We start from the raw sequence: 24,683 nt of genomic DNA on the forward strand, positions 1-24,683 counted from the left end.
CCCCACCCTCCGCCGCGACACCAACAACCACCACCGCTTCCTCCACTCCCTCGCCCACGCCTGGACCAACGGCCACCCCGTCAACTGGACCACCGTCCTCGGCGAAGGCCCCCGAGCCGCCACGCCCACCTACCCGTTCCAGCGACGCACCTACTGGGCGCAGCCGAGGCCGGCGACCGGCGGCGACGTGCGCACGGCGGGCCTGGAGAGCACCGGACACCCGCTGGTCGGCGCCGCCGTCCAGATCGCCGACACCGGCGAAACCCTCCTCAGCGGACGCATCTCCCTGCACACCCACCCCTGGCTCGCCGACCACACCATCACCGACACCCCCCTCCTCCCCGGCACCGCCTTCCTCGAACTCGCCCTCCGCGCAGCCGACGAAACCCACACCACCCACCTCGAAGAACTCACCCTCCACACCCCCCTCACCCTCCCCAACCCCACCCCCCACCACCTCCAAATCCGCATCACCACCCCCGACCCCACCCACCGCCGCACCCTCACCATCTCCTCCCGCCCCGAACACGCCACCCACGACCACACCGACGACTGGACCCTCCACGCCACCGGCGTCCTGGCCCCCGCGCCCGCCACCGGCGAGCCGGAGCCGGACCCGGAGGTCTGGCCGCCGGCCGGCGCGGTGCCGGTGCCGGTCGAGGGGCTGTACGAGCGCTTCGAGTCGTTCGGGTACGGGTACGGGCCGGCGTTCCGGGGGCTGACCGCGGCCTGGCGGCGCGGTGACGAGGTGTTCACCGAGGTCCGGCTGCCCCAGGACCAGCACGGCGCGGCGGCCGCGTTCGGCCTGCACCCGGCGCTGCTGGACGCCGCGCTGCACGGATTGTGGCTGGTGCCGAAGGACGGCGCCGACCAGCGGGAGGAGCCCGGCATGGCCCGGCTGCCGTTCTCCTGGAACGGCGTGCGGCTGCATGCGTCCGGCGCCACCGTGCTGCGGGTCCGGCTGAGTTACGACGCTACGGGATCGGTGGCGATCACGGTGGCGGATCCGACCGGTCGCCCGGTCGCCTCGGTGGAGTCCCTGGTGATCCGCCCGGTCGAGGTGGCCGCCCTGCGCGAGGCCCGCCCGGGGGCGACCGACTCGCTCTTCCAACTGGACTGGCAGGCTCTGCCCTTGGCACCGCGGGCCGAACCGGGCAAGCCCCTCCCGCCGACCGCACCCTGCTGGCCCACGATCGGACTGGGTGATCCGCTGCCCCCGGCCAGCGCCGCGCCCGCAGGCGTGCTCGTCCGCTGCGCACCCACCGGCTCCGCCCCGGGCGGTGTGCGGGCCGCGCTGGCCGACGCGCTGCGACTGCTCCAGGCGTGGCTGGCGGACGAGGACCGCACCGGCGCGACACTCGTCCTCGCCACCCACGCGGCCGTCGCGGTCGACGCGTCCGAAGGCGTCGCCGACCTCGCCGCCGCCGCCGTGCGCGGCCTGGTGCGTTCGGCGCAGTCCGAGCACCCCGACCGCTTCGTGCTGGTCGACACCGACGACCCGGCCGCCCTCCCCGCGCTGCTGCCGTCGCTCCTGCCGGTGGCGTGCGCCGCCCGCGAGCCCCAACTCGCCATCCGCCGCGGCACGGTACTCGTCGCCCGGCTCACCCGGGTACCGGCCGCCGAGGCAGGCCCGTTCACGCCCCCCGAGGGCGGCACCGTGCTGGTCACCGGTGCCGGCGGGGTGCTCGGTTCGCTGGTCGCCCGGCACCTGGTGACCGCGCACGGCGTGCGCCACCTCCTGCTGACCGGCCGGCGCGGCACCGAGGACCCGGCGGCGGTGGCACTGGCCGCCGAACTCTCCGAGCTGGGCGCCGAGGCCACCGTGGCCGCCTGCGACCTCGCCGACCGCACCGCGGTGGAGCGGCTGCTGGCCGGCGTCCCGGCCGAGCACCCACTGACCGCGGTCGTCCACTCGGCCGGCGTGCTGGACGACGGGATCGTCGAGTCGCTGACGCCGGAGCGACTCGACCCGGTGCTCCGACCGAAGGTGGACGCGGCGCTGCACCTGCACGAGTTGACGGAGCATCAGAATCTCACCGCCTTCGTGCTGTTCTCCTCGGCCTCCGGCACCGTCGGCAGTGCCGGCCAGGGCAGCTACGCGGCCGCCAACGCCTTCCTGGACGCCCTGGCCCAGCAGCGCCGCGCCGCCGGGCTGGCCGGCCAGTCGCTGGCCTGGGGGCTGTGGGAGCCGCGCAGCGCGCTGACCGGCCGGCTGGGCGCGACCGACCTGCGCCGGCTCGACCGGGGCGGTGTCGCGGCGATCTCCGCCGAGGAGGGGCTGGCCCTGTTCGACACCGCGCTGGCCTCACCGCGGGCGCTGCTGCTGCCGGTCAAGCTGGATCTGGCCAAGCTGCGGGCGGGGACCGGCGAGGCCGGCGTCCCGGCGCTCTTCCGCCGGTTGGTGCGCGCGTTGCCACGTCGGATCGCCGCCGGGGCCGAGGCCGCCGAGGCGGACTCCCTGCAGCGCCGGCTGGCCGCGCTGGGCGGCGAGGAGCGGCTGGCCGTGCTGGTCGAGCTGGTCCGGGCCAGGGTCGCCGAGGTGCTGGGCCACGACGGCCCGCAGGCGGTCGACCCGGAACGCGCCTTCAAGGAGGTCGGGTTCGACTCGTTGATGTCGGTCGAGCTGCGCAACCGGCTGACCGCGGCCTGCGGCCTGCGGCTACCCGCCACGCTGGTCTTCGACCACCCGAGCCCGGTCGCGGTGGCCGAGTACCTGGCCGATCGGCTGGTCCCCACCGGGTCGGCGCAGGTCACGCCGGGCACGCCGGCCACCCGCCCGGAGCCGGAGATCAGCCGGCTGCTGGCCACCATCCCGATCGAACGGCTGCGCTCCGCCGGCCTGTTGGACGGCCTGCTCGCCCTGGCCGACCCGACCGCGGTCCAGCAGCCGGTCACCGAGCACCCCGGCCAGGGCGCGGCGATCCGTGCCATGGGCGTCGAGGACCTGGTCCGGCTGGCCCTGGACGGCGACCATGCCTGACACCCGACCGACGGCCACCCCGCCCGAGCCCGAGAGGGGACGGAGCACCATGCACACCGACCAGGTGGTCGAGGCCCTGCGCACCTCGCTGCTGGCCAACGAGCGGCTGCGCGAGGAGAACCGGCGGCTGACCGAACGGTCCGGCGAGCCGATCGCGATCGTCGCGATGGCCTGCCGCTACCCGGGCGGGGTGCGCAGCCCCGAGGACCTGTGGGAGCTGTTGCTCGCCGAGCGGGACGCGGTCTCCGACTTCCCCACCGACCGCGGCTGGGACGTCGAGGGACTGTACGACCCCGACCCGGACGCGCCCGGCACCCTCTACACCCGTCAGGGCGGATTCCTGCACGACGCCGCCGAGTTCGACCCGGGCTTCTTCGGCATCTCGCCACGCGAGGCCCTCGCCATGGACCCGCAACAGCGGCTGCTCCTGGAGACCTCCTGGGAGGCGATCGAGCGGGCCGGCATCGACCCGGCCACGCTGCGCGGCAGCGCCACCGGCGTCTACGCGGGCGTGATGTACAACGAGTACGCGGCCCGGCTGAGCCGGATCCCGGCCGAGCTGGAGGGCTTCCTCGGCACCGGCAGCGTGCCGAGCATCGCCTCCGGGCGGGTGGCCTACACGCTGGGTCTGGAAGGCCCGGCGGTGACCCTGGACACCGCCTGCTCCTCCTCGCTGGTGGCGATCCACCTGGCCTGCCAGGCACTGCGGGCGGGCGAGATCGGCCTGGCGCTGGCGGGCGGGGTGACGGTGATGTCCACACCGGGCCTGTACGTCGGGTTCAGCCGCCAACGCGGACTGGCCCCGGACGGCCGTTGCAAGTCCTTCTCGGACGCGGCGGACGGCGCCGGGTTCGGCGAGGGCGTCGGGCTGCTGCTCCTGGAGCGACTGAGTGACGCCCGGCGGCACGGGCACCCGGTGCATGCCCTGGTCCGTGGCTCCGCCGTCAACCAGGACGGCGCCTCCAACGGCATCGCCGCGCCCAACGGCCCGGCCCAACAGCGGGTCATCCAGGCCGCGTTGGCCGACGCCGGGCTGAGCCCCGCCGAGGTGGACGCGGTCGAGGCGCACGGCACCGGCACCCGGCTCGGCGACCCGATCGAAGCCCAGGCACTGCTCGCGACCTACGGCCAGAACCGTGAACGTCCCCTGCTGTTGGGCTCGTTGAAGTCCAACCTGACCCACACCCAGGCCGCCGCCGGCGTCGGCGGGGTGATCAGGACGGTGCTGGCGATGGCGCACGGCCGGTTGCCGCGCAGCCTGCACCTGGACCACCCCTCCACCCAGGTCGACTGGACCGAGGGCGCGGTGGAGCTACTGACCGAGGCCCGTGACTGGCCGGAGACCGGCCGCCCGCGCCGCGCCGGCGTCTCGTCCTTCGGGGCCAGCGGCACCAACGCCCACCTGGTGCTGGAGGCGGTACCGGCGACGACCCACGAGCCGGAGTCCGAACCCGGCCCGACGAGTTGGCCGCTCTCCGCCAGGTCGCCCGCCGCTCTGCGCGCCCAGGCCGCCCGACTGCACGAACAGTTGGCCGGCGACGCCGTCGGCGGTCCCGGCCCACGTGCCGTCGCGCGGGCGCTGGCGCTGGGCCGCAGCGCCTTCGCCGAGCGGGCGGTGCTGGTCGGGGACGGCCGGGACGAGCTGCTGGGCGCCCTCGCCGCGCTCGCCGAGGACCGTCCCGACGTCCGGGTGATCCGGGGCAGCGCACCGCGGGGCGGCCGGCGGCCGGTCTTCGTCTTCCCCGGCCTGGGCGCCCAGTGGCCCGGCATGGCGGCCGAACTCCTCGACACCTCACCGGTGTTCGCCGAGCGGATGGCCGCCTGTGAGAAGGCACTGGCGGAGTACCTGGACTGGTCGCCGATCGACCTGCTGCGCAGTGGCGACCCGCTGGACCGGGTGGACGTGCTGCAACCGGTGCTCTTCTCGGTGATGGTCTCGCTGGCCGAGGTCTGGCTGGCGCACGGGGTGCGGCCGGCCGCGGTGATCGGCCACAGCCAGGGCGAGGTGGCGGCGGCCTGCGTGGCCGGTCTGCTGTCGCTGGCGGACGCGGCCAGGGTGGTGGCGCTGCGCAGTCGGGCGCTGGCCGGCACCAGCGGCGGCAGCGCGATGGCCACCGTGCTGCTCACCCCTGACGAGCTGGCCGAGCGGCTGGCCGGGCGGCACGGGTCGGTGTCGGTCGCCGCGGTCAACGGCCCGCGGGTGGCGGTGGTCGCCGGGGACGCTGCCGGGGTCGCCGCCCTGCTCGCCGAACTGGCCGAGGAGGGCGTGCTGGCCTGGCCGATGCCGGTCGAGTACGCCTCGCACTCGGCCGCCGTGGACGGCCTGCGCGGGGAACTGCGCGCCGCGCTGGCCGGCATCTCGCCCGGCGCGGGCACGATCCCGATGATCTCCACGGTGGGCGTCGGCCCGGTCGACGCGCGTGACCTGACACCCGACTACTGGTTCCGCAACCTGCGCGGGACCGTCCACTTCCACCCGGCGATCCAGCAGTTGCTGGCCGCCGGGCACCGGACCTTCCTGGAGGTCAGCCCGCACCCCACGCTCACCTTCGGGATCGAGGACACGGTTGCGGACGCCGGGGCCGGCGAGGCGGTGGTGCTCGGCACCCTGCGGCGCGAGGACGGCGGCGCCCGGCGGCTGCTGGTCGCGCTCGGCGAGGCACACGTCCACGGGCTGGCCGTGGACTGGCGGCCGCTGGTCGCCGACGCGCCCGCCGGGCCGGTCACCCTGCCGAGCTACCCGTTCCAGCGGCAGCGCTACTGGCTGGACGCGCCCCCGGCCGGTGGCGACGTCGCCTCCGCCGGGCAGACCGCGCTCGGGCACCCGCTGCTGACCGCGCTGGTCGAGCTGCCGGAGTCGGGCGGGCTGGTCTGCACCGGGCGGCTCTCGCTGGCCACCCACCCGTGGCTGGCCGATCACGCCGTCTCCGGGACCGTGCTGCTGCCCGGGGCGGCGTTCCTGGAGCTGGTGGCCACCGCCGGCGCCCGGGTCGGCAGTCCGCGGGTGGAGGAGCTGACCCTGGCCGCGCCGCTGCTGCTCGGACCGGACGACGGCGTGCAGCTGCGGCTCACCGTGCGCGGGCCGGACGAAGCCGGCCGGCGCGGTGTCGAGTTGCACTCCCGTGCGGAGGGCGGCGGCCCGTGGCGCGAGCACGCGAGCGGCCTGCTCGGCCCGGCCCCGGAGAGCACCTCGACCGGCCCCGCCGCGCCGGAGGCCTGGCCGCCCGCCGGCGCGGAGCCGGTCCCGGTCGCCGACTGCTACGCGGGCTTCGAGGCCCGCGGCATCGGCTACGGCCCGGCGTTCCGGGGCCTGCGGGCGGCCTGGCGGCGTGGCCCGGAGGTTTTCGCCGAGGTCGCGCTGCCCGACCAGGTCACCCCGGAGCCCGGCTTCACCCTCCACCCGGCGCTGCTGGACGCCGCGTTGCAGACCGTCGGACTGCGCATCCCGGACGGACGGACGGCGGCGGGCGGCGTGCCGCTGCCGTTCTGCTGGCAGCGGGTCACCCTCGGCCCGGCCACCGACTCCGTGCTACGTGTGCGGCTGCGTCAGGCCGGCCAGGACGGCGGGGACGGCGGGGACACGGTGACGGTCCGGATCACCGACCAGGCCGACCGCCCGGTGGCCGAGATCGGCGCACTGGCCATGCGCACCGCCGCGTTCGACTCGCTGCGCACGCCCGACCAGTCGCTCTTCGAGCTGAGCTGGACCCGGCTGCCCGCCCCGGCCGGCCCACCGCCCGGCACCGTGCCCGAGGTGCTGTCGCTGACCGACCCGCCACCGGACTCCGGCGCCGAACCCACCGCGCGCGTGCTCGCCACCGTCGGCGCGGTGCTGACCGCCCTCCAGGACCGGCTCGCCGACCCACGGACCGACCAGGCGCCGCTGGTGGTGGTCACCAGCGGCGCGGTCGACCTCGGCGACCAGCCGGTGGACCTGGCCGCCGCGGCCGTCTGGGGTCTGCTGCGCGCCGCCCAGCTGGAACACCCCGGCCGGTTCGTGCTCCTGGACACCGACGACCCCGCGGACAGCACCCTCGCGTCGTCCGCCCTGCTCACCGGGGAGCCCCAACTCGCGGTCCGCGAGGGCGTCCTGTACGCGCCACGGCTCACCAGGCCGACGGTCGACGGAAGTTCGATCCAGCCGGCCTTCGACCCCGAGGGCACCGTGCTGCTCACCGGCGGCGGTGGCACGTTGGCCGGGCTGGTGGCCCGCCATCTGGTCGCCCGGCACGGCGTGCGACACCTGCTGCTACTCGGCCGGCGCGGCCCGGACACCCCCGGGATCGCCGACCTGGTGGCCGAGCTCACCGCCGCCGGTGCCCAGCCGACCGTCGTCTCCGCCGACGTGACGGATCGTCGGCAGATCGCCCGGGTGCTGGCCGGGATCCCGGCTCGGCACCCGCTGCGTGCCGTACTGCACACCGCCGCCGTGCTGGACGACGGGGTGCTGGAGTCGCTCACCCCCGAGCGGCTGGCCACCGTGCTGCGTCCCAAGGTCGACGGCGGCTGGCTGCTGCACGAACTCACCGCGGACGCCGAGCTGACCGCCTTCGTGGTCTTCTCCTCGGCCGCCGGCGTCTTCGGCAGCCCGGGCCAGGGCTCCTACGCGGCGGCCAACGCCTGCCTGGACGCCCTGGTGGCGCTGCGCCGACGGGAGGGGCGGCCGGCCACCTCGCTGGCCTGGGGACTGTGGGAGCAGCGCAGCGAACTGACCGGCACGCTGGACGAGGCCGACCTGCGCCGGCTCGCCCGTGGCGGCGCGCGGGCACTCTCCACGGGCGAGGCGCTGGCCCTGTTCGACACCGCGCTCGGCTCGGACACCGGCGCCCTGGTCCCGATCCGGCTGGACCTGACCGCCCCGACCGGCGGGCCGGTGCCGCACCTGCTGCGCGCGCTGGTCCGCCCACCGTCCCGGCCGGCCGGGACACCTGCCGGGCGACCCGGCGACGACGCCGCCGGGCGCGAGGTGCTGCGGCGGCGCCTGGCCGCCGCCGCGGACCCGCGGCAACGGGCGGCCGTGCTGCTGGAGCTGGTCCGGCAGCAGGCGGCCCAGGTGCTCGGCCACCCCGACCCGACCGGTGTGCCGGCGGACACCGCCTTCCTGGCGCAGGGCTTCGACTCGCTGACCGCGGTCGAGCTGCGCAACCGGCTGGCCGCCGCCACCGGCCTGCGGCTGCGGCCGACGCTGGTCTTCGAGAGCGGCACCCCGGCCCGACTGGCGGACCGGCTGCTGACCGATCTGGTCGAACTCGCCGACGCCTCCCCCGAGTTCGCCGCGCCCAGCGGTGGCGCCGGCCCGGTCGGCACGCTGTTCCGGCAGGCCTGCGAACAGGGCCGGATCGACACCGGAATCCGGCTGCTCGGCCTGGCCGCCGCGCTGCGGCCGACGCTCGGTCCCGAACCGTCGGGCACCACGGCCGGCCCCGCGCTCCTCCACCTGGTCGAGCCCCCGGACGGCCGCGCCGACCGACCGCTGCTGGTCTGCTTCGGCTCGATCGTCGCCCTCGGCGGCGCCCACCAGTACGCCCGGTTCGGCGCGCTCTTCCACGGCCGCTACGGCGTCAGCGCCCTCGACGCGCCGGGCTTCGCACCCGGCGAGCCGCTGCCGGACCAACTGTCCACCCTGGTCGACCTGCAGGCCCGGACGGTCCGGGCCGGTGCCGGCGACCGGCCGCTGATCCTGCTCGGTTCCTCCTCCGGCGGCACCCTCGCGCACGCGGCCGCCGCCAGGCTGGAGCGGCTCGGCACCCCGGCGGCGGCCGTCGTGCTGCTGGACACCTACCTCTCGGGCGACCAGGCGATGACGCAGTTCGACGACGTCCTGGTGGGCGGGATGTTCGAGCGCGAGGACCGGGCCGCACCACTGGACGACACCCGGCTCACCGCGATGGGCCGCTACTTCCAGCTGCTGGACGACTGGCGGCCACCGTCCATCGCGGCCCCGGTGCTGCTGGTGCGGGCCTCCCGCCCGCTGGCCGAGCCGGCGCCTGACAGCACGGTCGACTGGCGGGCCTCCTGGCCCGGCGCGCACACCGTCGTCGACGTCCCCGGCGACCACTGGTCACTGATGGAGGAACACGTGGAGACCACCGGAGCGGCCGTGCGGGACTGGCTGACCGCCGTCCTGGGTGAGGCCGATCACGAGAACCCGCGCGACACCGGGCGGGAGAAGGGGAAGGGCGCATGAGCACCACAGCACGACCGGCCGAGCGGCTGGTCATCCTGGGGGCGGGGGTGATGGGCACCGGCATCGGCACCCTGGCGCTGGGCCACGGCGTCCCCGTCACGCTGGTCGACACCGACCCGGACCAGCTGGTCCGGGCCGAGGCCGGGATCGCCCAGGGCCTGCGGCTGGCCCAGCTGATGGGCCGGCTGCCGGCCGGCGTGGCGCCCGGAGAGCTGCACACCACGGGCTCGTCGGAAGCCCTGGCCGAAGCCCGGGCGGTGATCGAGGCGGTCACCGAGAACGCCACGCTGAAGACCGAGCTGCTGGCCGAGGTCTCGGCCGCGGTGCGCCCCGGAACGCCGCTGATCTCCAACACCTCGTCGATCCCGATCGACGAACTGGCCGACGCGGTCGCCCGCCCGGCCGACCTGCTCGGCACCCACTTCATGAACCCGCCGAGCCTGATCCGGACCGTGGAGGTGATCCGCGGTGCCCGGACCGGGGAGGCCACGATGACCGCCACCCGGAACCTGCTGGGCGAACTCGGCCGGCAGACCGTGGTGGTGGCCGACGCGCCGGGCTTCGTCACCAGCCGGGTGCTGCACCCGATGATCAACACCGCGGCCCGGGTGGTCCAGGCCGGCACCGCGAGCGTCGAGGCGGTGGACGAGCTGATGCAGGGCTGCCTGGGCCATCCCACCGGCCCGCTGCGCACCGCCGACCTGATCGGCATCGACAACCTGGTCGACTCGCTCCAGGTGCTCTGGGAGCGCACCGGGGACGAGAGTTGCCGCCCCTGCGACCTGCTGCTGGCGAAGGTCCGCGAGGGCAGGCTCGGCCGCAAGAGCGGCGCGGGCTTCTACAGCTACCACGAGGAGAGCAAGCGATGAGCACCACCCGCACCGAGGGAATCGCCCAGCCGGTCGACGGCACGCAGCACGTCCGCCAGGAGATCCTGCGCTTCCTGGAGGCCCGCACCCGGACCGCCTGGCTGCCCGACACCGACCTGTTCAAGGAGGGCGGCCAGTCCTCGCTCTTCGCCATGGAGCTGGTGGTGCACCTGGAGAAGTCGTTCGGGATCAGCATCCGCGGCACCGACCTGCGGATGGACAACTTCCGCACCGTCACCGTGATGACCGCCATGGTCGACCGGCTCCGGCAGCAGGCCGCCGGGGGTCAGGATGGCTGACCGCCTCGCGACCGCGCTGGCCACCGTCCGATCGGCGGTCGGTGACCAGGCCGAGCGCTGGGACCTGACCGGCCTGATCCCGCGGCCGCTGCTGCGCGAACTCGGCTCGGCCGGGTTGCTCTGCGGGCAGGTGGCCGAAACCCTCGGCGGGCTCGGCCTGAACAGCCTGGAGAACGGCGAACTCACCGCCGGAACAGGTGAGTTGTGCAGCTCGCTACGGAGCGTGCAGACCTCGCAGGGGATGGCCGCCTGGACGATCACCCGGTTCGGGCTGCCGGAGCAGCTGCGCGCCTGGCTGCCCCGGCTCACCGGCGGGGAGCTGGCGGCGGTCGGTTTCAGCGAGCCCGGCGCCGGCAGCGACCTGGCGGCGATGGTCACCACCATCCGGCGGGACGGCGACCAGCTGCTGGTGGACGGCCGGAAGAAGTGGATGACCGCCGCCCGCTACGCCGACCTGCTGGTGGTCTTCGGTCGCCACGAGGACGGCGCCGCGGCCGTGGTGGTCCCCGCCGACGCGCCGGGCGTCCGGATCCAGCCCATCAGCGATCCGCTGGGCTGCCGGGCCGCCGGCCACTGCGACGTCGAACTGGAGGCCGTGCGGCTGCCGGCCGGCAACCTGCTCGGCGGGGCGGCGCTGCCACTGCCGTTGCTGGTCACCACCGCGCTGGCGTACGGGCGGATGTCGGTGGCCTGGGGCTGCGTCGGCATCCTGCGGGCCTGCCTGACGGCCGCCACCCGGCACGCCGCGACCCGGCAGCAGTTCGGCGTACCGATCAGCCAACACCAGCTGACAGCTGGCCACTTGGCCGACCTGCTGGTGGCCGAGCAGCTCGCCACCCGGGTCTGCGAGCACGCCTCGCACTGCTGGGACGCCGGCTCGGCCGACCAGGTGATCGCCACCGTGCTGGCCAAGCAGGTCGGCGCGGAGCAGGCCGCCCGGGCCGCCGCGACCGCCGTCCAGGTGTTGGCCTCGGCGGGCGCCCAGGACGGCGCGGTGGTGGCGCGCGCCTACCGTGACGCCAAGCTGATGGAGATCATCGAGGGCAGCAGTGAGCTGTGCCGGCTGCTGCTGGCCGAGCACGCCCTGGCCACGCACGGGAGGGGGGAACGGTGACCGCGACGACCGTCAAGTGCCTGGTCTGGGACCTGGACGGGACGCTCTGGCAGGGCACCCTGCTGGAGGACGCCGAGGTGACACTGCCGGAGGAGATCCGCAAGGTCGTCATCGAGCTGGACGCCCGGGGCATCCTGCAGTCGGTGGCCAGCAAGAACGACCACGAGCCGGCCTGGGCGCGGCTGGAACAGCTCGGCATCGCCGAGTACTTCGTACTGCCGCGGATCGGCTGGGGCACCAAGTCGGAGTCGGTGCGGGCGATCGCCGAGCAGCTCAACTTCGCCCCGGGGACGATCGCGTTCATCGACGACCGGCCGGCCGAACGGGCCGAGGTGAACCACCACCTGCCCGATGTGCGCTGCTACCCGGCCGAGCAGGCCGCCGCACTGCCGGACCTGCCCGAGTTCACCCCGGCCACCCGCACCGCCGACTCCCGCCGGCGGCGCGAGATGTACCAGGCGGGCTTCCGGCGGGAGGCCGAACGGGCCGCGTCCACCGCCCCCGACGCGGACTTCCTGCGCTCGCTGGAGCTGGTGCTGCGGATCGACCGGGCCAGCCCGGAGGACATCTCGCGGGTGGAGGAACTCACCCTGCGGACCAGCCAGATGAACGCGACCGGCGTGCACTACTCGGACCGGCGGTTGCGCGAGCTGCGGGCCGACCCCGGGCACGAGGTGCTGGTGGCGAGCATGGCCGACCGGTTCGGGCCGCACGGTGCGGTGGGCGTGCTGCTGGTGGAACGGCGGACCGGCAGCTGGCACCTGAAGCTGCTCGCCACCTCCTGCCGGGTGGTCAGTTACGGCGCCGGGTCGACCATCCTGGACTGGCTGGTCGACCAGGCGGCCCGGGCCGGCGTCCATCTGACCGCCGACTTCCGGGCCACCGAGCGGAACCGGATGATGGAGATCGCCTACCGGTTCGCCGGGTTCGAGGAGTCGGCGTCGGCGGACTGCGGCTGCGCCGCGGCGCCGCCGGGGGACGTCCAGGTGCTGCACCTGGTGCCGGGCCGGCGGACACCGTCGCCCACGGTGCGACTGCTCGCGCCCGACCTCGCCACCCCGCCGTGACGGCCCCGGGCGGCAACCCGGTCGGGTTGCCGCCCGCCACCCGCCCGATCGCTACGGCCGCTTGCGGACCAAGGTGATCCCGTCGGCCATCGCCAGCAGCGAGATCTCCACCCGCTCGTCGGCGTGCAGCGCGGCGTTCAACTCCCGGACGCCCACCGTGTCGGGGTCCTGCCGGTCCGGATCGGCCACCCGCCCGAAGAACAGCGTGTTGTCCACCACGAGCAGCCCGCCCGGCCGCAGCAGGGCCAGCGAATCCTCGTAGTAGCGACGGTAGTTGGCCTTGTCCGCATCGATGAAGACGAAGTCGAAGGAGTCCGGTCCGCGTTCGGCGGCCAGCTTGCCGAGAGTCTCCACGGCATCCCCGATCCGCAGCTCGATCCGGTCCGCCACCCCGGCCCGCTCCCAGTAGCCGGCGCCGATGGCGGGCCACCGGTCGGTGATGTCACAGGTCACCAACTCACCGCCAGGGGGCAGGGATTGAGCCATACAGAGAGTGCTGTAGCCGGTGAAGGTGCCGATCTCCAGGATCGACCGGGCGCCGGTGAGCCGGACCAGCAGGGCCAGCAGCTGGCCCTCCTCGGCCATCACCTGCATCGCCTCGCCGGCCGGCAGCTCGGCGGTCTCCCGGCGCAGCTCGGCGAGCAGCGGTTCGTCCCGGAGCGAGACCTCCCGGATGTAGTCGAGCAGTTCCTCGGTGGCAACCACCTGCTGGGCCATGGGACTCCTCACCTATCGTCGTATTCATGCCAACTCTGGGACGGCGCTGGACGCCGGCGCGCCCTCGGCCCGCTCCACCAGCGCACGCAGTACCCGCTCCCGCTGCTCCGGCGGGTCCTCCACCTCGGCCCGCTCCCGCGCGTAGGCCCGGGAGAGGTGGTCGAGGTGGTAGCGCCCGTTCCCCCGGGCGTGCAGCAGGTGCGCGTCGGCGAGCGCCTCCAGCACGGCCTCGGCCTCCTCCACCGCGCAGTCCAGCAGCACCGCCAGCAGACCGGCGTCGACGTCCTCCGCGCCCACCACGCCGAGCAGCCGCAGCGCCGCCGCCGGGTCGGGCAGACCCGAGGCCAGGTGCGCGGCCTCCCGCAGGCCGCGGTAGCCGACCTCCAGGCTGCCGCGCACCCCCAGGTCGCCGATCCGCAGCTCGTCCAGCAGCCGCGGCGAGCCGGCCAGCCGCCGGGCCAGCCGCTCCAGGTTCCAGTGCGGGCGTCCCAGGTGCCGGGCCCCGACGATGCGCACCGCCAGCGGCAGGCCGGAGCAGCGCCGGACCACCGCCCGGGCCGCGCCCGGCTCGGCCGCCACCCGCTGACAGCCGACGATCGAGCCGAGCAGGTCCAGCGAGGCGGCCTCGTCCAGCGCGGCGAGCGTCACGGTGTGCGCGCCGTCCAGGTCGGCCAGCCGGTCCCGGCTGGTCACGATCAGCCGGCTGGCCCGGCAGCCGGGGACCAGCGGGCGGACCTGCGCCGCGTTGCGGGCGTCGTCCAGCACCACCAGGACCCGGCGGTCGGCGGTGAGCGAGCGGTAGAGCAGGGCGGCCTGCTCCTGGGTCGGCGGCACCTCGCCCTCGGGCACGCCGAGGTCCACCAGGAACCGGCCGAGCACCTCGACCGGCTCGACCGGGCGGTCCCGCCCACCCAGGTCGGCGTAGAGCTGCCCGTAGCCGAAGCGCTCCCGCACGGCGTGCGCGACGTGCAGCGCCAGCGCGCTCTTGCCGATGCCGCCGGCACCCGTGATCACCGTGGCCGCGGCGGCCCCACCCGGCAGCACCTCGGCCGTGAGCCGCTCGGTCAGCTCGGCCTCCTCGGCCGCCCGGCCGACCAACACCGGTATGCCAGCCGGGAGTTGGGCCGGACGATGCCAACGCCGCTCGGTGCGGGCCGACGGCCGGCCCGCCACCACGGCTCTCGGGCCGGCGGCCGGTGGGAGGTCGTCGGCGGCCAGGATCCGCCGCTGCATCTCGCGCAGCTCGCTGCCCGGTTCGGTTCCCAGCTGCTCGATCAGCGCGGCTCTGGTCGACTGGAACTGCGCCAGCGCCTCGGACTGCCGCCCGGCCCGGAACAGCGCGAGCATCAACCGGCTCACCAGCGCCTCGCGCAGTGGGCTCTCCCGGACCTCCCGCCAGAGCTCGGGCAGGATCTCGGCGTGCCGGCCCAGCGCGAGGTCGGCGTCCAGCCGCGACTCCAGCGTCCGCAACCGCAGTTCGTGCAGGTAGCGGCCCTCCACGTCGCGCAGGGTCCGGGACGGGATGTCCACCAGCGGGTCACCGCGCCACAGCGCCAGGGCGGCGGCGTACTCCGCCGAGGCCCGTTCCAGCTCGCCCGCCCGGACGTGGGCGCCGGCCCGGCCGCGGTGCGCGATGAACCGGCCGAGGTCGGTCTCGTCCTCCGCCAACTCGATGAGATAGCCGGGTGCTTGGGTCCGGATCCGGCCGCCGGCCTCCGCGCCGAGCACCTGTCGGAGCCTCATCACGTAGGTACGGACCGTGGCGGCGGCGCTCGGCGGCGAGCCACCGTCCCAGACCGCCGCCGCGATCCGGTCGATCGAGACCACCCGGGTGGCGTTGACCAACAGGAGCGCGAGGACCACCCGTTGACGCGGGGCGGACACCACACGCTCCCGCTCGTTGACCTGGACGGAGAGTGGACCGAGCATCCTGAATTGCACGAGCGGCCTCGATTCGTGGCGCGGGAGACGGCGCCGGCCAGAGACAGCGACGACCACGATCCCCCCGGGTCGCGCGTCGGTGTCGACGGCGGTAACAGATATGAATGTAGGGGTGACTCCTTCCGCATAACAACCGTTTCCCGATATGGCCGGAGACAGGTCGTCAAAACGAGCCATTTTTCACGAACCGTCAGAAGTGGGTTTGTGACACCCGGACAGTAGCCAAACCTGACAAGTCCCTCTCCTGCCCGTGACGACCACACCCCTTGCCCCGCGGGCCCGTTGAGCCGGCCGGTCGGCGGCCGGGGCCGCACCCTCCCCGACCCGAAGGGACCTTTTCCGCCATGACGATCTCCGCCGCCCACGACAGCCTCTGGTGCCGCCGCTTCGCGCCCTCCCCCGGCGCCGCCCGTCGCCTGGTCTGCTTCCCGCACGCCGGCGGGTCCGCGGTGTACTTCCGGCCGGTGGCCACCGCGTTGAGCCCACGGGTCGAGGTGATCGCCGTGCAGTATCCGGGCCGTCAGGACCGGCGCCTGGAACCCGGCATCGACGACATCGGGCGGCTGGCCGACCGCGTCGTTTCGGCGCTCGCCCCTTGGCGCGACACGCCGTTGGACCTCTTCGGCCACAGCATGGGCGCCCTGGTCGCGTTCGAGGTCGCGCTGCGCCTGGAACGCGACGGGCGCCCGCCCGCCCGGCTGTTCGTCAGCGGCCGCACCGCGCCGACCGCCCCCGCACGGCTCCCGGTCGACCCCACCGACGCCGAACTCATCGCCGACATAAGGTCGTTGAACGGCACCGGCGCCGAGATGCTGGCGGACGACGAGCTGCTGGAGATGATCCTCCCCGCCGTCCGCAACGACTACCGCGCGGTGACCAACTACCGCGGCAACCCCGGCGCCGTGCTGTCCTGCCCGATCACCGCCCTACTCGGCGACCGCGACCCCCGCGCGACCGTCGACGAGACCCGCGACTGGCAGGCCCACACCACCGCCGGCTTCGACCTCAGGCTCTTCCCCGGTGGCCACTTCTACCTCACCGACCGCGCTCCCGACGTGATCGCCCTGCTCCGCCACCGCCTCGCCACACCGCGTCCCTGAGGCCCGGCGGATCAGAACTGCAACGACTTCGGCTGCAGGTACTCGGCCAGGCCGTGCCGCCCGAGTTCACGGCCCACGCCCGAGGCCTTGTAGCCGCCGAACGGGGCCAGCGGGTTGTAGCGGCCGCCGTTGATGTCGACCTGGCCGGTGTCCATCCGGCGGGCGAAGGCGACGGCGGTCTCCCGGTCGGCCGCCCAGACCCCGCCGGCCAGGCCGTAGACCGTCCCGTTGGCGATCTCCAGGGCGTGCTCCTCGTCGTGGTAGGCGAGGATCGACAGCACCGGGCCGAAGATCTCCTCCTGGGCGACCGTCATCTCCGGGGTGACGTCGGCCAGCACGGTCGGCCGCACGTAGTAGCCGAGCGACCGCCCGGCCGGCGCCTCCGGGCCGCCCACGACGATCCGGGCGCCCTGCTCGACCGCCGAGCGCAGGTAGCCGCGCACCCGCTCGCGCTGCTTGGCGCTGACCACCGGGCCGAGCCGGGTCTGCGGGTCGGCCGGGTCGCCGGGCACGTACTTGTCGGCGGCCTCGACGGCCAGTCGCACGGCCTCCTGGTAGTCGTCCCGGTGGACCAGCAGCCGGGTCCAGGCGGAGCAGGTCTGGCCGGCGTTGGCCATCACGTTGGCCAGGTTGACGTTGACCGCGCGGGCCAGGTCCGCGCCGGGCAGCACCACGTTGGCGGACTTGCCGCCGAGTTCCAGGGCGACCCGCTTGATGCCGCGCCCGGCGGTCTCCGCGATCGCCCGGCCGACCGCGGTGGAGCCGGTGAAGGAGACCAGATCGACCTCCGGGTGCTCGGCGAGCGCCGCGCCGGCGACCTCGCCGACGCCGGTGACCAGGTTGAACACCCCCACCGGGAAGCCGGCCGTGTGCATCGCCCGGGCGAAGAGCCGGGCGGTCAGCGGGGTGTCCTCGGCCGGCTTCAGCACCACCGGGCAGCCGGCCGCCAGCGCCGGGACGACCTTGGCCACGATCTGGTGCAGCGGGTAGTTCCACGGCGTGATCGCACCGACCACGCCCGCCGGCTCGGCGAGCACGGTGGAGTTCTTGACCTGCTCGACGAACGGGTACTCGGCCAGGATCGGCAGGTAGGAGCGGGCGACGGTGATCGGCAGCCCGGCCTGCACGGTGGTGGCGAAGGAGATCGGGCTGCCCAGCTCGGCGCTGATGGTCCCGGCGATCTCGGTCCGCGCGGCCTCCAGTTCCTCGCAGAGCCGGGTCAGCAGGACGAGCCGCTGCTCGCGGGTGGTGGCGCCCCAGGCGCGGGCGGCGGCTCGGGCGGCCCGGACGGCGGCGTCGACGTCCGCGGCCGTACCGGCGGGGACGGTGGCGATCACCTCCTCGGTGGCCGGGTTGACCACCTCCAGCACGCCGTCGCCGAGCGAGGGACGCCAGGCGCCGTCGATGTACTGGTCCGCATGCTGCTGCACGAGCTGGTCCTCTCCTCGCGGTGCGGCGGCCGCCCGGACACCGTCGTCGGGGCCGGCCCGCCGGGGTCGACTACCGCCGCCAGTCAACTCCGGCGGGCGCCGGCCCCGCAACACCGACCCGCTACTGCGGGGTGACGTACGCCCCGGAGATCCCGCCGTCCACCAGGAAGGTGTTGGCGGTCATGAACGAGGAGTCGTCGCTGGCCAGGAACGCCACCGCGGCGGCGATCTCGGACGGCTCGGCGAACCGGCCGAGCGGGATGTGCACCAGCCGGCGGGCCGCCCGCTCCGGGTCCTTGGCGAACAGCTCCTGCAGCAGCGGGGTGTTGACCGGCCCCGGGCAGAGCGCGTTCACCCGGACGCCGTCCCGGGCGAACTGCACGCCCAGCTCGCGCGACATCGCCAGCACGCCGCCCTTGGAGGCGCTGTAGGAGATCTGCGAGGTGGCGGCGCCCATCACCGCGACGAACGAGGCGGTGTTGATGATCGAGCCCTTGCCCTGCCGCCGCATGTGCGGGATCGCGTACTTGCAGCAGAGGTAGACGCTGGTGAGGTTGACGTCCTGCACCCGCTTCCACGCCTCCAGCTCGGTGGTCAGGATGGAGTCGTCCTCGGGCGGCGAGATGCCGGCGTTGTTGAAGGCGATGTCGAGGCTGCCGTACTCGGCCACCGCGGTCTCGTACATGGCCTCCACCTGGTCCTTGTCGGTGACGTCGGCCTGCACGAAGAGGCCGCCGACCTCGTTCGCGGCCGCCTTGCCGGACCGCTCGTCGAGGTCGACGCAGACCACCTTGGCGCCCTCGGACGCGAAGCGCCGCGCGGTGGCCAGTCCGATGCCGCTGCCCGCGCCGGTGATGACGGCCACCCGGCCGTCGAGACGGTTGGTCATTGCTCAATCCTCCGTGGAGATGAAGACGTTCTTGGTTTCGGTGAAGGCGGCCAGCGCGTCCGGGCCGAGTTCGCGGCCCAGGCCGGACTGCTTGAACCCGCCGAACGGGGTCGAGTAGCGCACCGAGGAGTGCGAGTTGACGGACAGGTTGCCGGCCTCGACGCCGCGCGCCACCCGCAGCGCCCGGCCCACGTCGCGGGTCCAGATCGAGCCGGAGAGGCCGTACTCGGTGTGGTTGGCGATCCGCAGCGCGTCCTGCTCGTCGCCGAACGGCACCACGGTCACCACCGGGCCGAAGACCTCCTCGGTGAAGACCCGGGCACCCTGGTCGACCGGCGCCAGCACGGTCGGCGGGAACCAGAAGCCCTTTCCGCCAGGAGCCGTCCCCTGCACGGCTACTGACAGATCGTCGGTCAGGAACCCGGCCACCCGCTCGCGGTGCGCGGCCGAGATCAGCGGACCCATCTCGGTGCTCTCGTCCCACGGGTCGCCGACCCGCACACCGAGCACGGCCGGTTCCAGCAGCGCCATGAACTCGTCGTAGACCGACTCCTGGACCAGGATCCGGGAGCGGGCGCAGCAGTCCTGCCCGGCGTTGTCGAAGACCGCGTACGGCGCGGTGGCCGCCGCCCTGGCCAGGTCGGCGTCGGCGAAGACGATGTTGGCACTCTTGCCGCCGAGTTCCAGGGTGACCGGCTTGACCCGCTCGGCGCAGCCCGCCGCGATCTCCTTGCCGACCCGGGTCGAGCCGGTGAAGACCACCTTGCGCACGTCGGGGTGGGTGACCAGGCGCCGGCCGACCACCGGGCCGCGCCCGGGCAGCACCTGCAGCACGCCCTCGGGCAGGCCGGCGCGCAGCGCGAGCTCGGCCAGGCGCAACGCGGTGAGCGGGGTGTACTCGGCGGGCTTGACGATCACCGTGTTGCCGGCCGCGAGCGCCGGAGCCAGGCCCCAGGCCGCCACCGGCAGCGGGAAGTTCCACGGCACGATCACGCCGACCACGCCGAGTGGTTCCTGGAAGGTGACGTCCAGGCCGCCGGCCACCGGGATCTGCCGGCCGAACAGCCGCTCGGGGGCGGCCGCGTAGTACTCGACGACGTCCCGGGCGTTGCCCGCCTCCCATCGGGCGTTGCCGATGGTGTGGCCGGCGTTGGCGACCTCGAGGCCGGCCAGGTGCTCGCGGTCGGCGTCGATCTCGGCGGCGAAGGCGCGCAGCAGGCGGGCCCGGTCGGCGGGGGTGACCCGCCGCCACTGCTCGAAGGCGGCCTTGGCGCGGGCGATCGCGGCGTCGGTCTCGGCCGGGCCGGCCAGCGGCACGGTCTGCAGCACCTCCTCGGTGGCCGGGTTGACCACCTCGAAGAGTTCGGGCCCGGCATCAACCAGCTGGTCGGTCACTGGACTGGCTCCTTGACTGCCGCCGCTCGGGCGGCGGTGACGAAGGCTTCGAAGAGCCTGGGATCGGCGGAATCGGCCTCGGGGTGCCACTGCACGCCGAGGACGAAGCGGGCGTCGGGGAGTTCGACGGCCTCCACGGTGCCGTCGCCGGCACGGGCGGCGGGGCGCAGGCCGGTGCCGAGCCGGCCGATCGCCTGGTGGTGGTAACAGCGCACCTCGGCCGTCGTGCCGAGGATGCCGGCCAGCCGGGTGCCGGCCCGGACGGAGACCCGCTGGTCGAGGTACTGGGCCCGGCCCGCGCGGTGGGTGCGGCCCTCGCCGAGCAGGTCGGGCAGGTGCTGCACCAGGTCACCGCCGAGCGCGACGTTGAGCACCTGCATGCCGCGACAGACCCCGAGCAGTGGGAGGTCGCGGTCGAGCGCGCCCCGCAGCAGCTCGAACTCCCACGCGTCGCGCTTCCGTTGGGGCGCGTCGTTGCTGGGGTGCGGGCTGGCGCCGTAGCGGTCGGGGGCGATGTCGGCGCCGCCGGCGAGCAGCAGGCCGTCCAGCCGTTCCAGCAGCCCGCCGTTGACGGTGGTCTGCGGCGGCAGCAGCACGGGCACCCCGCCGGCCGCCTCGACCGCGGCGACGTAGCTCTGCGGAACCAGCGCGGCCGGTTGGCGCCAGACGCCCCAGGCGGCCTCGTCCAGGTAGCTGGTGATCCCCACCAGCGGTCCGGCGGTCACAGCCGCTCGAATCCGCGCCGGCGCTCCCAGTCGGTCACCGCCGCGTCGAAGGCGGCGAGTTCGACCCGTGCGGCGTGCGTGTAGTGGCGCACCACGTCCTTGCCGAAGGCGGTGGCGGCGGCCTCGCTGGCCTCGAAGGCGGTGGCGGCCTCGCGCAGTGTGGCGGGTACCCGAGGAGCGTCGGAGGTGTAGGCGTTCCCGGTCAACTCCGGTTCCAGTTCCAGCTCCTGCTCGATGCCGTGCAGTCCGGCGGCGATCAGCGCGGCGACCGCCAGGTACGGGTTGACGTCGCCGCCGGGCACCCGGTTCTCGAAGCGCAGCGAGGAGCCGTGGCCGACCACCCGCAGCGCGCAGGTGCGGTTGTCGCGTCCCCAGGCGATCGCGGTGGGCGCGAAGCTGCCGGCCTGGTAGCGCTTGTAGGAGTTCACCGTGGGGGCCAGCAGCAGCGCGAAGTCCGCCAGGCAGGCGAGTTGGCCGGCCAGGAAGTGCTCCATCACCCGGGAGAAGCCGTGCTCGCGGTCGCCGGCCATCACCGGGTCGCCGTCCGCGTCGCGCAGGCTCAGGTGGATGTGACAGGAGTTGCCCTCGCGCTCGTTGTACTTCGCCATGAAGGTGAGGCTGACCCCCTCCTGGGCGGCGATCTCCTTGGCGCCGGTCTTGTAGACCGTGTGGTCGTCGCAGGTCTCCAGCGCGGTGCGGTACTTGAAGGCGATCTCGTGCTGGCCGAGGTTGCACTCGCCCTTGGCGGACTCGACGGTGAGCCCGGCACCGGCCATCTCGTTGCGGATCCGGCGCAGCAGCGGCTCGATCCGCCCGGTGCCGAGGATCGAGTAGTCCACGTTGTACTGGTTGACCGGGGTGAGCCGCTGGTAGTCCTTGTCCCAGGCCTGCTCGTAGCTGTCCCGGAACACGATGAACTCCAACTCCGTTCCGGCGTAGGCCTGCCAGCCGTGTTCGGCGAGCCGTTCCAGCTGGCGACGGAGGATCTGCCGGGGCGAGACGGCGACCGGACTACCGTCCTGCCGGGTGAGGTCGCACTGGACCATGGCGGTGGCCGGGTGCCAGGGGACCAGCCGCAGCGTGTCCAGGTCAGGGCGGAACACCAGGTCGCCGTAGCCGCTGTCCCAGGAGGAGAGTTCGTAGCCGTCCACGGTGTTCATGTCGATGTCGACGGCGAGCAGGTAGTCGCAGCCCTCGGCGGCGTGTGGCACCACGTCGGTGAGGAAGTAGTCGGCGGCCAGCCGCTTGCCCTGCAACCGGCCCTGCATGTCGGTCATGGCGAGCACGACGGTGTCGATGCCGCCGTCGGCGACCCGGGCGCGCAGCTCGTCGAGGGTGAGCCGGGGGTTGCCCATCAGATCTGCACCTCACGTTCGTCGGCGGGGAGTTGGGTGAGCGTCCCGGTCGCGGCCGGCTCGTCGGCCGGCCCGGTCACCCGCGGTCCGGTGAACCAGCGCCGGGCTGAGAGCAGCCACCACAGACCGGCGAAGCCGAGCACCACGGCGACCGCGACGCTGGTGTAGTTGAAGCTCTTGACGGTGATCGGGCTGACCGTGGGCAGCATGAACAGGACGGTGATCAGCACGGTCCAGGCGACCGCGGCGATGCCGATCGGGCGGCTCCAGCGGCCCAGGTTCCACGGCCCGACCGGGAACGCCTCGCCCTGCCGCAGCCGGAGGAACACCGGGATCACGTAGGCGATGTAGAGGCCGATCACCGAGACCGAGGTGACGGCCGCGTAGGCGGTGGAGTTCCACAGTGCGGGCAGGCCGAGCAGGAAGGCACCGGCGGCGGCGAACCAGACCGCGTTGGTCGGGGTCTGGGTGCGCGGGTCGATCCGGTGCCAGAGCCGGGAGCCCGGCAGCGCGCCGTCCCGCGAAAAGGCGTAGATCATCCGTGAGTTGGCGGTGACCGAGGCCATCCCGCAGAAGAACTGGGCACCGATCACGATCAGCAGCAGCAGTTCGGCGCCACGGGTGCCGAGCGCGTCCAGGAAGATCTGCGCGGGCGGCACACCGGTCGAACTGTTCAGCGCGCCGTCGTAGTTCTGGATCGCGAAGGTGATGCCGAGCAGCAGGATCCAGCCGGCCACCAGCGAGACCAGGATCGAGTTGACGATGCCGCGCGGGCCGGAGCGGGCCGCGTCCTGGGTCTCCTCGGTCATGTGGGCCGAGGCGTCGTAGCCGGTCAGGGTGTACTGGGCGAGCAGCAGGCCGAGCAGCGCGACGTAGAACGAGCTGTGGAAGCCGGTGTCGTTGACGAAGTGGCCGAACACGAAGGCGGCGGAGGCGTGGTGGGACGGCACCAGGAGCAGCGCGCCGACGATGATCAGCACGCCGAAGACGTGCCACCAGACGCTGACGTTGTTGAGCACGGCCACCAGCCGCACGCCGCGGGTGTTCAGCAGCCCGTGGACCAGCAGCAGCACCGCGAATATCTCCACGGTGTGCGCGGGGGTGGCGGCGAAGCCGAACTGCATCTCCAGCAGCGCGTTGGCGAAGGTCGCGGCGCCGTAGTCGACGCCGGCGGTGACGGCGACCTGGCCGAGGAAGTTGAACCAACCGGTGAACCAGCTCCACGCCGGGCCACGGGAGGGGGCGAGCTTGGCCGCCCAGTAGTACAGGCCGCCCGCGGTCGGGTAGCTGGAGCAGATCTCGGCCATCGCGAGGCCGACGCAGAGCGTCATCAGGCCGACCACCGGCCAGCCCCAGGTGATCAGCGCCGGGCCACCGGTGCTCATGCCGAAGCCGTAGAGGGTGAGACAGCCGGAGAGGATCGAGACGATCGAGAAGGAGACGGCGAAGTTGGAGAAGCCCGACATCGAGCGGGCCAGTTCCTGGGTGTAGCCGAGTTCGCGCAGCCGTTGCTCGTCGGAGGAGAGCACCGGTGAATCCGAGACAGGAGCGGGTGGGTGGTCCGGCGGGAGTACCGGCTGTTCAGCAGACATGCGCACCCCTTGGGGGTTCGGTGGGGGATCCGAAACATGCGCCCACGACACTGTGGTTTCTCAATGGCCCAGAAGCAGACCTTTGACGTAGTGCGCATGTTTCCCCCTGCGCCGCCACCGCGTCAAGAAGGCCCGCCCGGCTTCCCGACCGCCTTGCCCCGATCGTGACCAAGCGGACCACGGACCGCGGCGAACGGTCCGCACCTGGGTACGATTCCGGGGTGGACCAGGCAGCGGAAAGCGATCTGCGGATGGACTGGCAGGGCGGCGCGATCTTCCGCCCCGTCCGGACCGGCAACGCCTTCGAGGAGACGGTCGAGCGGCTCCTGGAGGCCATCAAGCTCGGCGTCTTCGCCTACGGCGACCGGCTGCCGGCCGAGCGCGAGCTGGCCGCCCGGCTCAACATCAGCCGCGAGACGCTGCGCGAGGCGATCCGCTCGCTCCAGCAGGCCGGCTGCGTGGAGTCGCGGCGCGGTCGCTACGGCGGCACCTTCGTCACCTACCGGTTGCCACCGCCCGACCTCGGCGAGCTGCGCCGGGTGGTGGCCGACATGGGCCTGGAGCTGGAGGACGCGCTCACCTACCGGATGGTGCTGGAGACCGGCGCCTCCGAGCAGGCCGCCCGACGCGACCTGACGGAGGATCAGCGCGCCTATCTGGCCCGGCGGTTGTCCGACCTGGAGGACGCCACGCCGGAGCAGTACCGGCAGCTCGACTCGCGCTTCCACCTGGCGATCGCCGAGCTGACCGGCTCGCACTCGCTGGCGGCCGGGGTCGCCGAGTGCCGGATGCGGCTGAACGACCTGCTCAACGCGATCCCGATGCTGGAACGCAACATCGACCACGCCTCGGAGCAGCACCGCGCGATGGTGGAGGCGATCCTGACCGGCGACGTCGCCGCCGCCCGCCGCTCCACCGAGGAGCACCTGGCCGCCACCGCGGCCCTGCTGCGCGGCTTCCTCGGTTGACGCCCACCCACCACCCGGCCGAGCCACCGCACCACCCCGGCCCACCGGCGCCGGC

The 24,683-nt window shown here is 74.0% G+C and carries 16 protein-coding genes; 8 read left to right on the forward strand and 8 right to left on the reverse strand.

The features are described 5' to 3' along the window. The 6 genes from ACIGXM_RS27850 to ACIGXM_RS27875 form a co-directional block, all read left to right on the forward strand. The coding region (locus ACIGXM_RS27850) for a type I polyketide synthase (RefSeq protein ID WP_396565533.1) at positions 1-2,980 on the forward strand (2,980 nt) is incomplete at its 5' end. Positions 2,981-3,029: 49 nt separating this feature from the next. Continuing rightward, positions 3,030-9,167 (forward strand): type I polyketide synthase, encoded by a 6,138-nt coding sequence (locus tag ACIGXM_RS27855; RefSeq protein ID WP_396565535.1) that lies wholly within the window; start codon positions 3,030-3,032, stop codon positions 9,165-9,167. Then, positions 9,164-10,036 (forward strand): 3-hydroxyacyl-CoA dehydrogenase family protein, encoded by an 873-nt coding sequence (locus ACIGXM_RS27860; protein WP_396565537.1) that lies wholly within the window; start codon positions 9,164-9,166, stop codon positions 10,034-10,036. Before ACIGXM_RS27855 ends, ACIGXM_RS27860 begins: the two co-directional genes overlap by 4 nt. Next, positions 10,033-10,335: an acyl carrier protein gene (locus ACIGXM_RS27865; RefSeq protein ID WP_396565539.1), complete on the forward strand. Its 303-nt coding sequence runs from the start codon at positions 10,033-10,035 to the stop codon at positions 10,333-10,335. Before ACIGXM_RS27860 ends, ACIGXM_RS27865 begins: the two co-directional genes overlap by 4 nt. Further along, the gene (locus ACIGXM_RS27870) at positions 10,328-11,449 is read left to right on the forward strand and encodes an acyl-CoA dehydrogenase family protein (RefSeq protein ID WP_396565541.1); all 1,122 of its coding nucleotides are present in this window, start codon (positions 10,328-10,330) and stop codon (positions 11,447-11,449) included. Before ACIGXM_RS27865 ends, ACIGXM_RS27870 begins: the two co-directional genes overlap by 8 nt. Further along, entirely contained in the window at positions 11,446-12,516 is a 1,071-nt protein-coding gene (locus ACIGXM_RS27875) for an HAD-IIIC family phosphatase (RefSeq protein WP_396565543.1), read from the forward strand. The genes ACIGXM_RS27870 and ACIGXM_RS27875 overlap by 4 nt, the downstream gene beginning before the upstream one ends. A gap of 51 nt (positions 12,517-12,567) precedes the next feature. On the opposite strand, the gene ACIGXM_RS27880 is transcribed toward ACIGXM_RS27875, so the two are convergent. Next, entirely contained in the window at positions 12,568-13,233 is a 666-nt protein-coding gene (locus ACIGXM_RS27880) for an O-methyltransferase (protein ID WP_396565545.1), read from the reverse strand. 24 nt (positions 13,234-13,257) lie between these two features. Continuing rightward, positions 13,258-15,117: a BTAD domain-containing putative transcriptional regulator gene (locus ACIGXM_RS27885; RefSeq protein WP_396565547.1), complete on the reverse strand. Its 1,860-nt coding sequence runs from the start codon at positions 15,115-15,117 to the stop codon at positions 13,258-13,260. Between the two features lie 401 nt (positions 15,118-15,518). On the opposite strand from ACIGXM_RS27885, the gene ACIGXM_RS27890 reads away from it, so the two are divergent. Further along, the gene (locus ACIGXM_RS27890; RefSeq protein WP_396565549.1) at positions 15,519-16,274 is read left to right on the forward strand and encodes a thioesterase II family protein; all 756 of its coding nucleotides are present in this window, start codon (positions 15,519-15,521) and stop codon (positions 16,272-16,274) included. An 11-nt stretch (positions 16,275-16,285) separates the two neighbouring features. On the opposite strand, the gene ACIGXM_RS27895 is transcribed toward ACIGXM_RS27890, so the two are convergent. The 6 genes from ACIGXM_RS27895 to ACIGXM_RS27920 all read right to left on the reverse strand — a co-directional run bounded on the left by ACIGXM_RS27895 (position 16,286) and on the right by ACIGXM_RS27920 (position 23,660). Then, a complete protein-coding gene (locus tag ACIGXM_RS27895; RefSeq protein ID WP_396565551.1) occupies positions 16,286-17,704 on the reverse strand; it encodes an aldehyde dehydrogenase family protein in 1,419 nt (472 codons plus the stop codon). Between the two features lie 121 nt (positions 17,705-17,825). After that, positions 17,826-18,593 (reverse strand): 3-oxoacyl-ACP reductase, encoded by a 768-nt coding sequence (locus ACIGXM_RS27900; RefSeq protein WP_396565553.1) that lies wholly within the window; start codon positions 18,591-18,593, stop codon positions 17,826-17,828. A gap of 3 nt (positions 18,594-18,596) precedes the next feature. Further along, positions 18,597-19,988, reverse strand: a complete 1,392-nt coding sequence (locus ACIGXM_RS27905) for an aldehyde dehydrogenase family protein (RefSeq protein ID WP_396565555.1) — start codon at positions 19,986-19,988, stop codon at positions 18,597-18,599. Further along, a complete protein-coding gene (locus ACIGXM_RS27910; RefSeq protein ID WP_396565557.1) occupies positions 19,985-20,713 on the reverse strand; it encodes a gamma-glutamyl-gamma-aminobutyrate hydrolase family protein in 729 nt (242 codons plus the stop codon). Before ACIGXM_RS27910 ends, ACIGXM_RS27905 begins: the two co-directional genes overlap by 4 nt. After that, positions 20,710-22,068: a glutamine synthetase family protein gene (locus ACIGXM_RS27915; RefSeq protein WP_396565559.1), complete on the reverse strand. Its 1,359-nt coding sequence runs from the start codon at positions 22,066-22,068 to the stop codon at positions 20,710-20,712. Before ACIGXM_RS27915 ends, ACIGXM_RS27910 begins: the two co-directional genes overlap by 4 nt. Then, positions 22,068-23,660, reverse strand: coding sequence for an amino acid permease (locus ACIGXM_RS27920; RefSeq protein ID WP_396565561.1), 1,593 nt, complete (start codon positions 23,658-23,660; stop codon positions 22,068-22,070). The genes ACIGXM_RS27915 and ACIGXM_RS27920 overlap by 1 nt, the downstream gene beginning before the upstream one ends. A gap of 221 nt (positions 23,661-23,881) precedes the next feature. On the opposite strand from ACIGXM_RS27920, the gene ACIGXM_RS27925 reads away from it, so the two are divergent. Beyond that, the gene (locus ACIGXM_RS27925; RefSeq protein WP_396565563.1) at positions 23,882-24,628 is read left to right on the forward strand and encodes a FadR/GntR family transcriptional regulator; all 747 of its coding nucleotides are present in this window, start codon (positions 23,882-23,884) and stop codon (positions 24,626-24,628) included. Positions 24,629-24,683: the final 55 nt, after the last annotated feature.

This window comes from Kitasatospora sp. NPDC052896 (assembly GCF_044547075.1).
Classification (GTDB): Bacteria; Actinomycetota; Actinomycetes; order Streptomycetales; family Streptomycetaceae; genus Kitasatospora.

Coding starts and splice junctions, on each gene's coding strand:
- ACIGXM_RS27865 (WP_396565539.1), top strand. CDS start 10,033: ATGAGCACCACCCGCACCGAGGGAATCGCCCAGCCGGTCGACGGCACG.
- ACIGXM_RS27855 (WP_396565535.1), top strand. CDS start 3,030: ATGCACACCGACCAGGTGGTCGAGGCCCTGCGCACCTCGCTGCTGGCC.
- ACIGXM_RS27915 (WP_396565559.1), bottom strand. CDS start 22,068: ATGGGCAACCCCCGGCTCACCCTCGACGAGCTGCGCGCCCGGGTCGCC.
- ACIGXM_RS27880 (WP_396565545.1), bottom strand. CDS start 13,233: ATGGCCCAGCAGGTGGTTGCCACCGAGGAACTGCTCGACTACATCCGG.
- ACIGXM_RS27870 (WP_396565541.1), top strand. CDS start 10,328: ATGGCTGACCGCCTCGCGACCGCGCTGGCCACCGTCCGATCGGCGGTC.
- ACIGXM_RS27890 (WP_396565549.1), top strand. CDS start 15,519: ATGACGATCTCCGCCGCCCACGACAGCCTCTGGTGCCGCCGCTTCGCG.
- ACIGXM_RS27900 (WP_396565553.1), bottom strand. CDS start 18,593: ATGACCAACCGTCTCGACGGCCGGGTGGCCGTCATCACCGGCGCGGGC.
- ACIGXM_RS27920 (WP_396565561.1), bottom strand. CDS start 23,660: ATGTCTGCTGAACAGCCGGTACTCCCGCCGGACCACCCACCCGCTCCT.
- ACIGXM_RS27860 (WP_396565537.1), top strand. CDS start 9,164: ATGAGCACCACAGCACGACCGGCCGAGCGGCTGGTCATCCTGGGGGCG.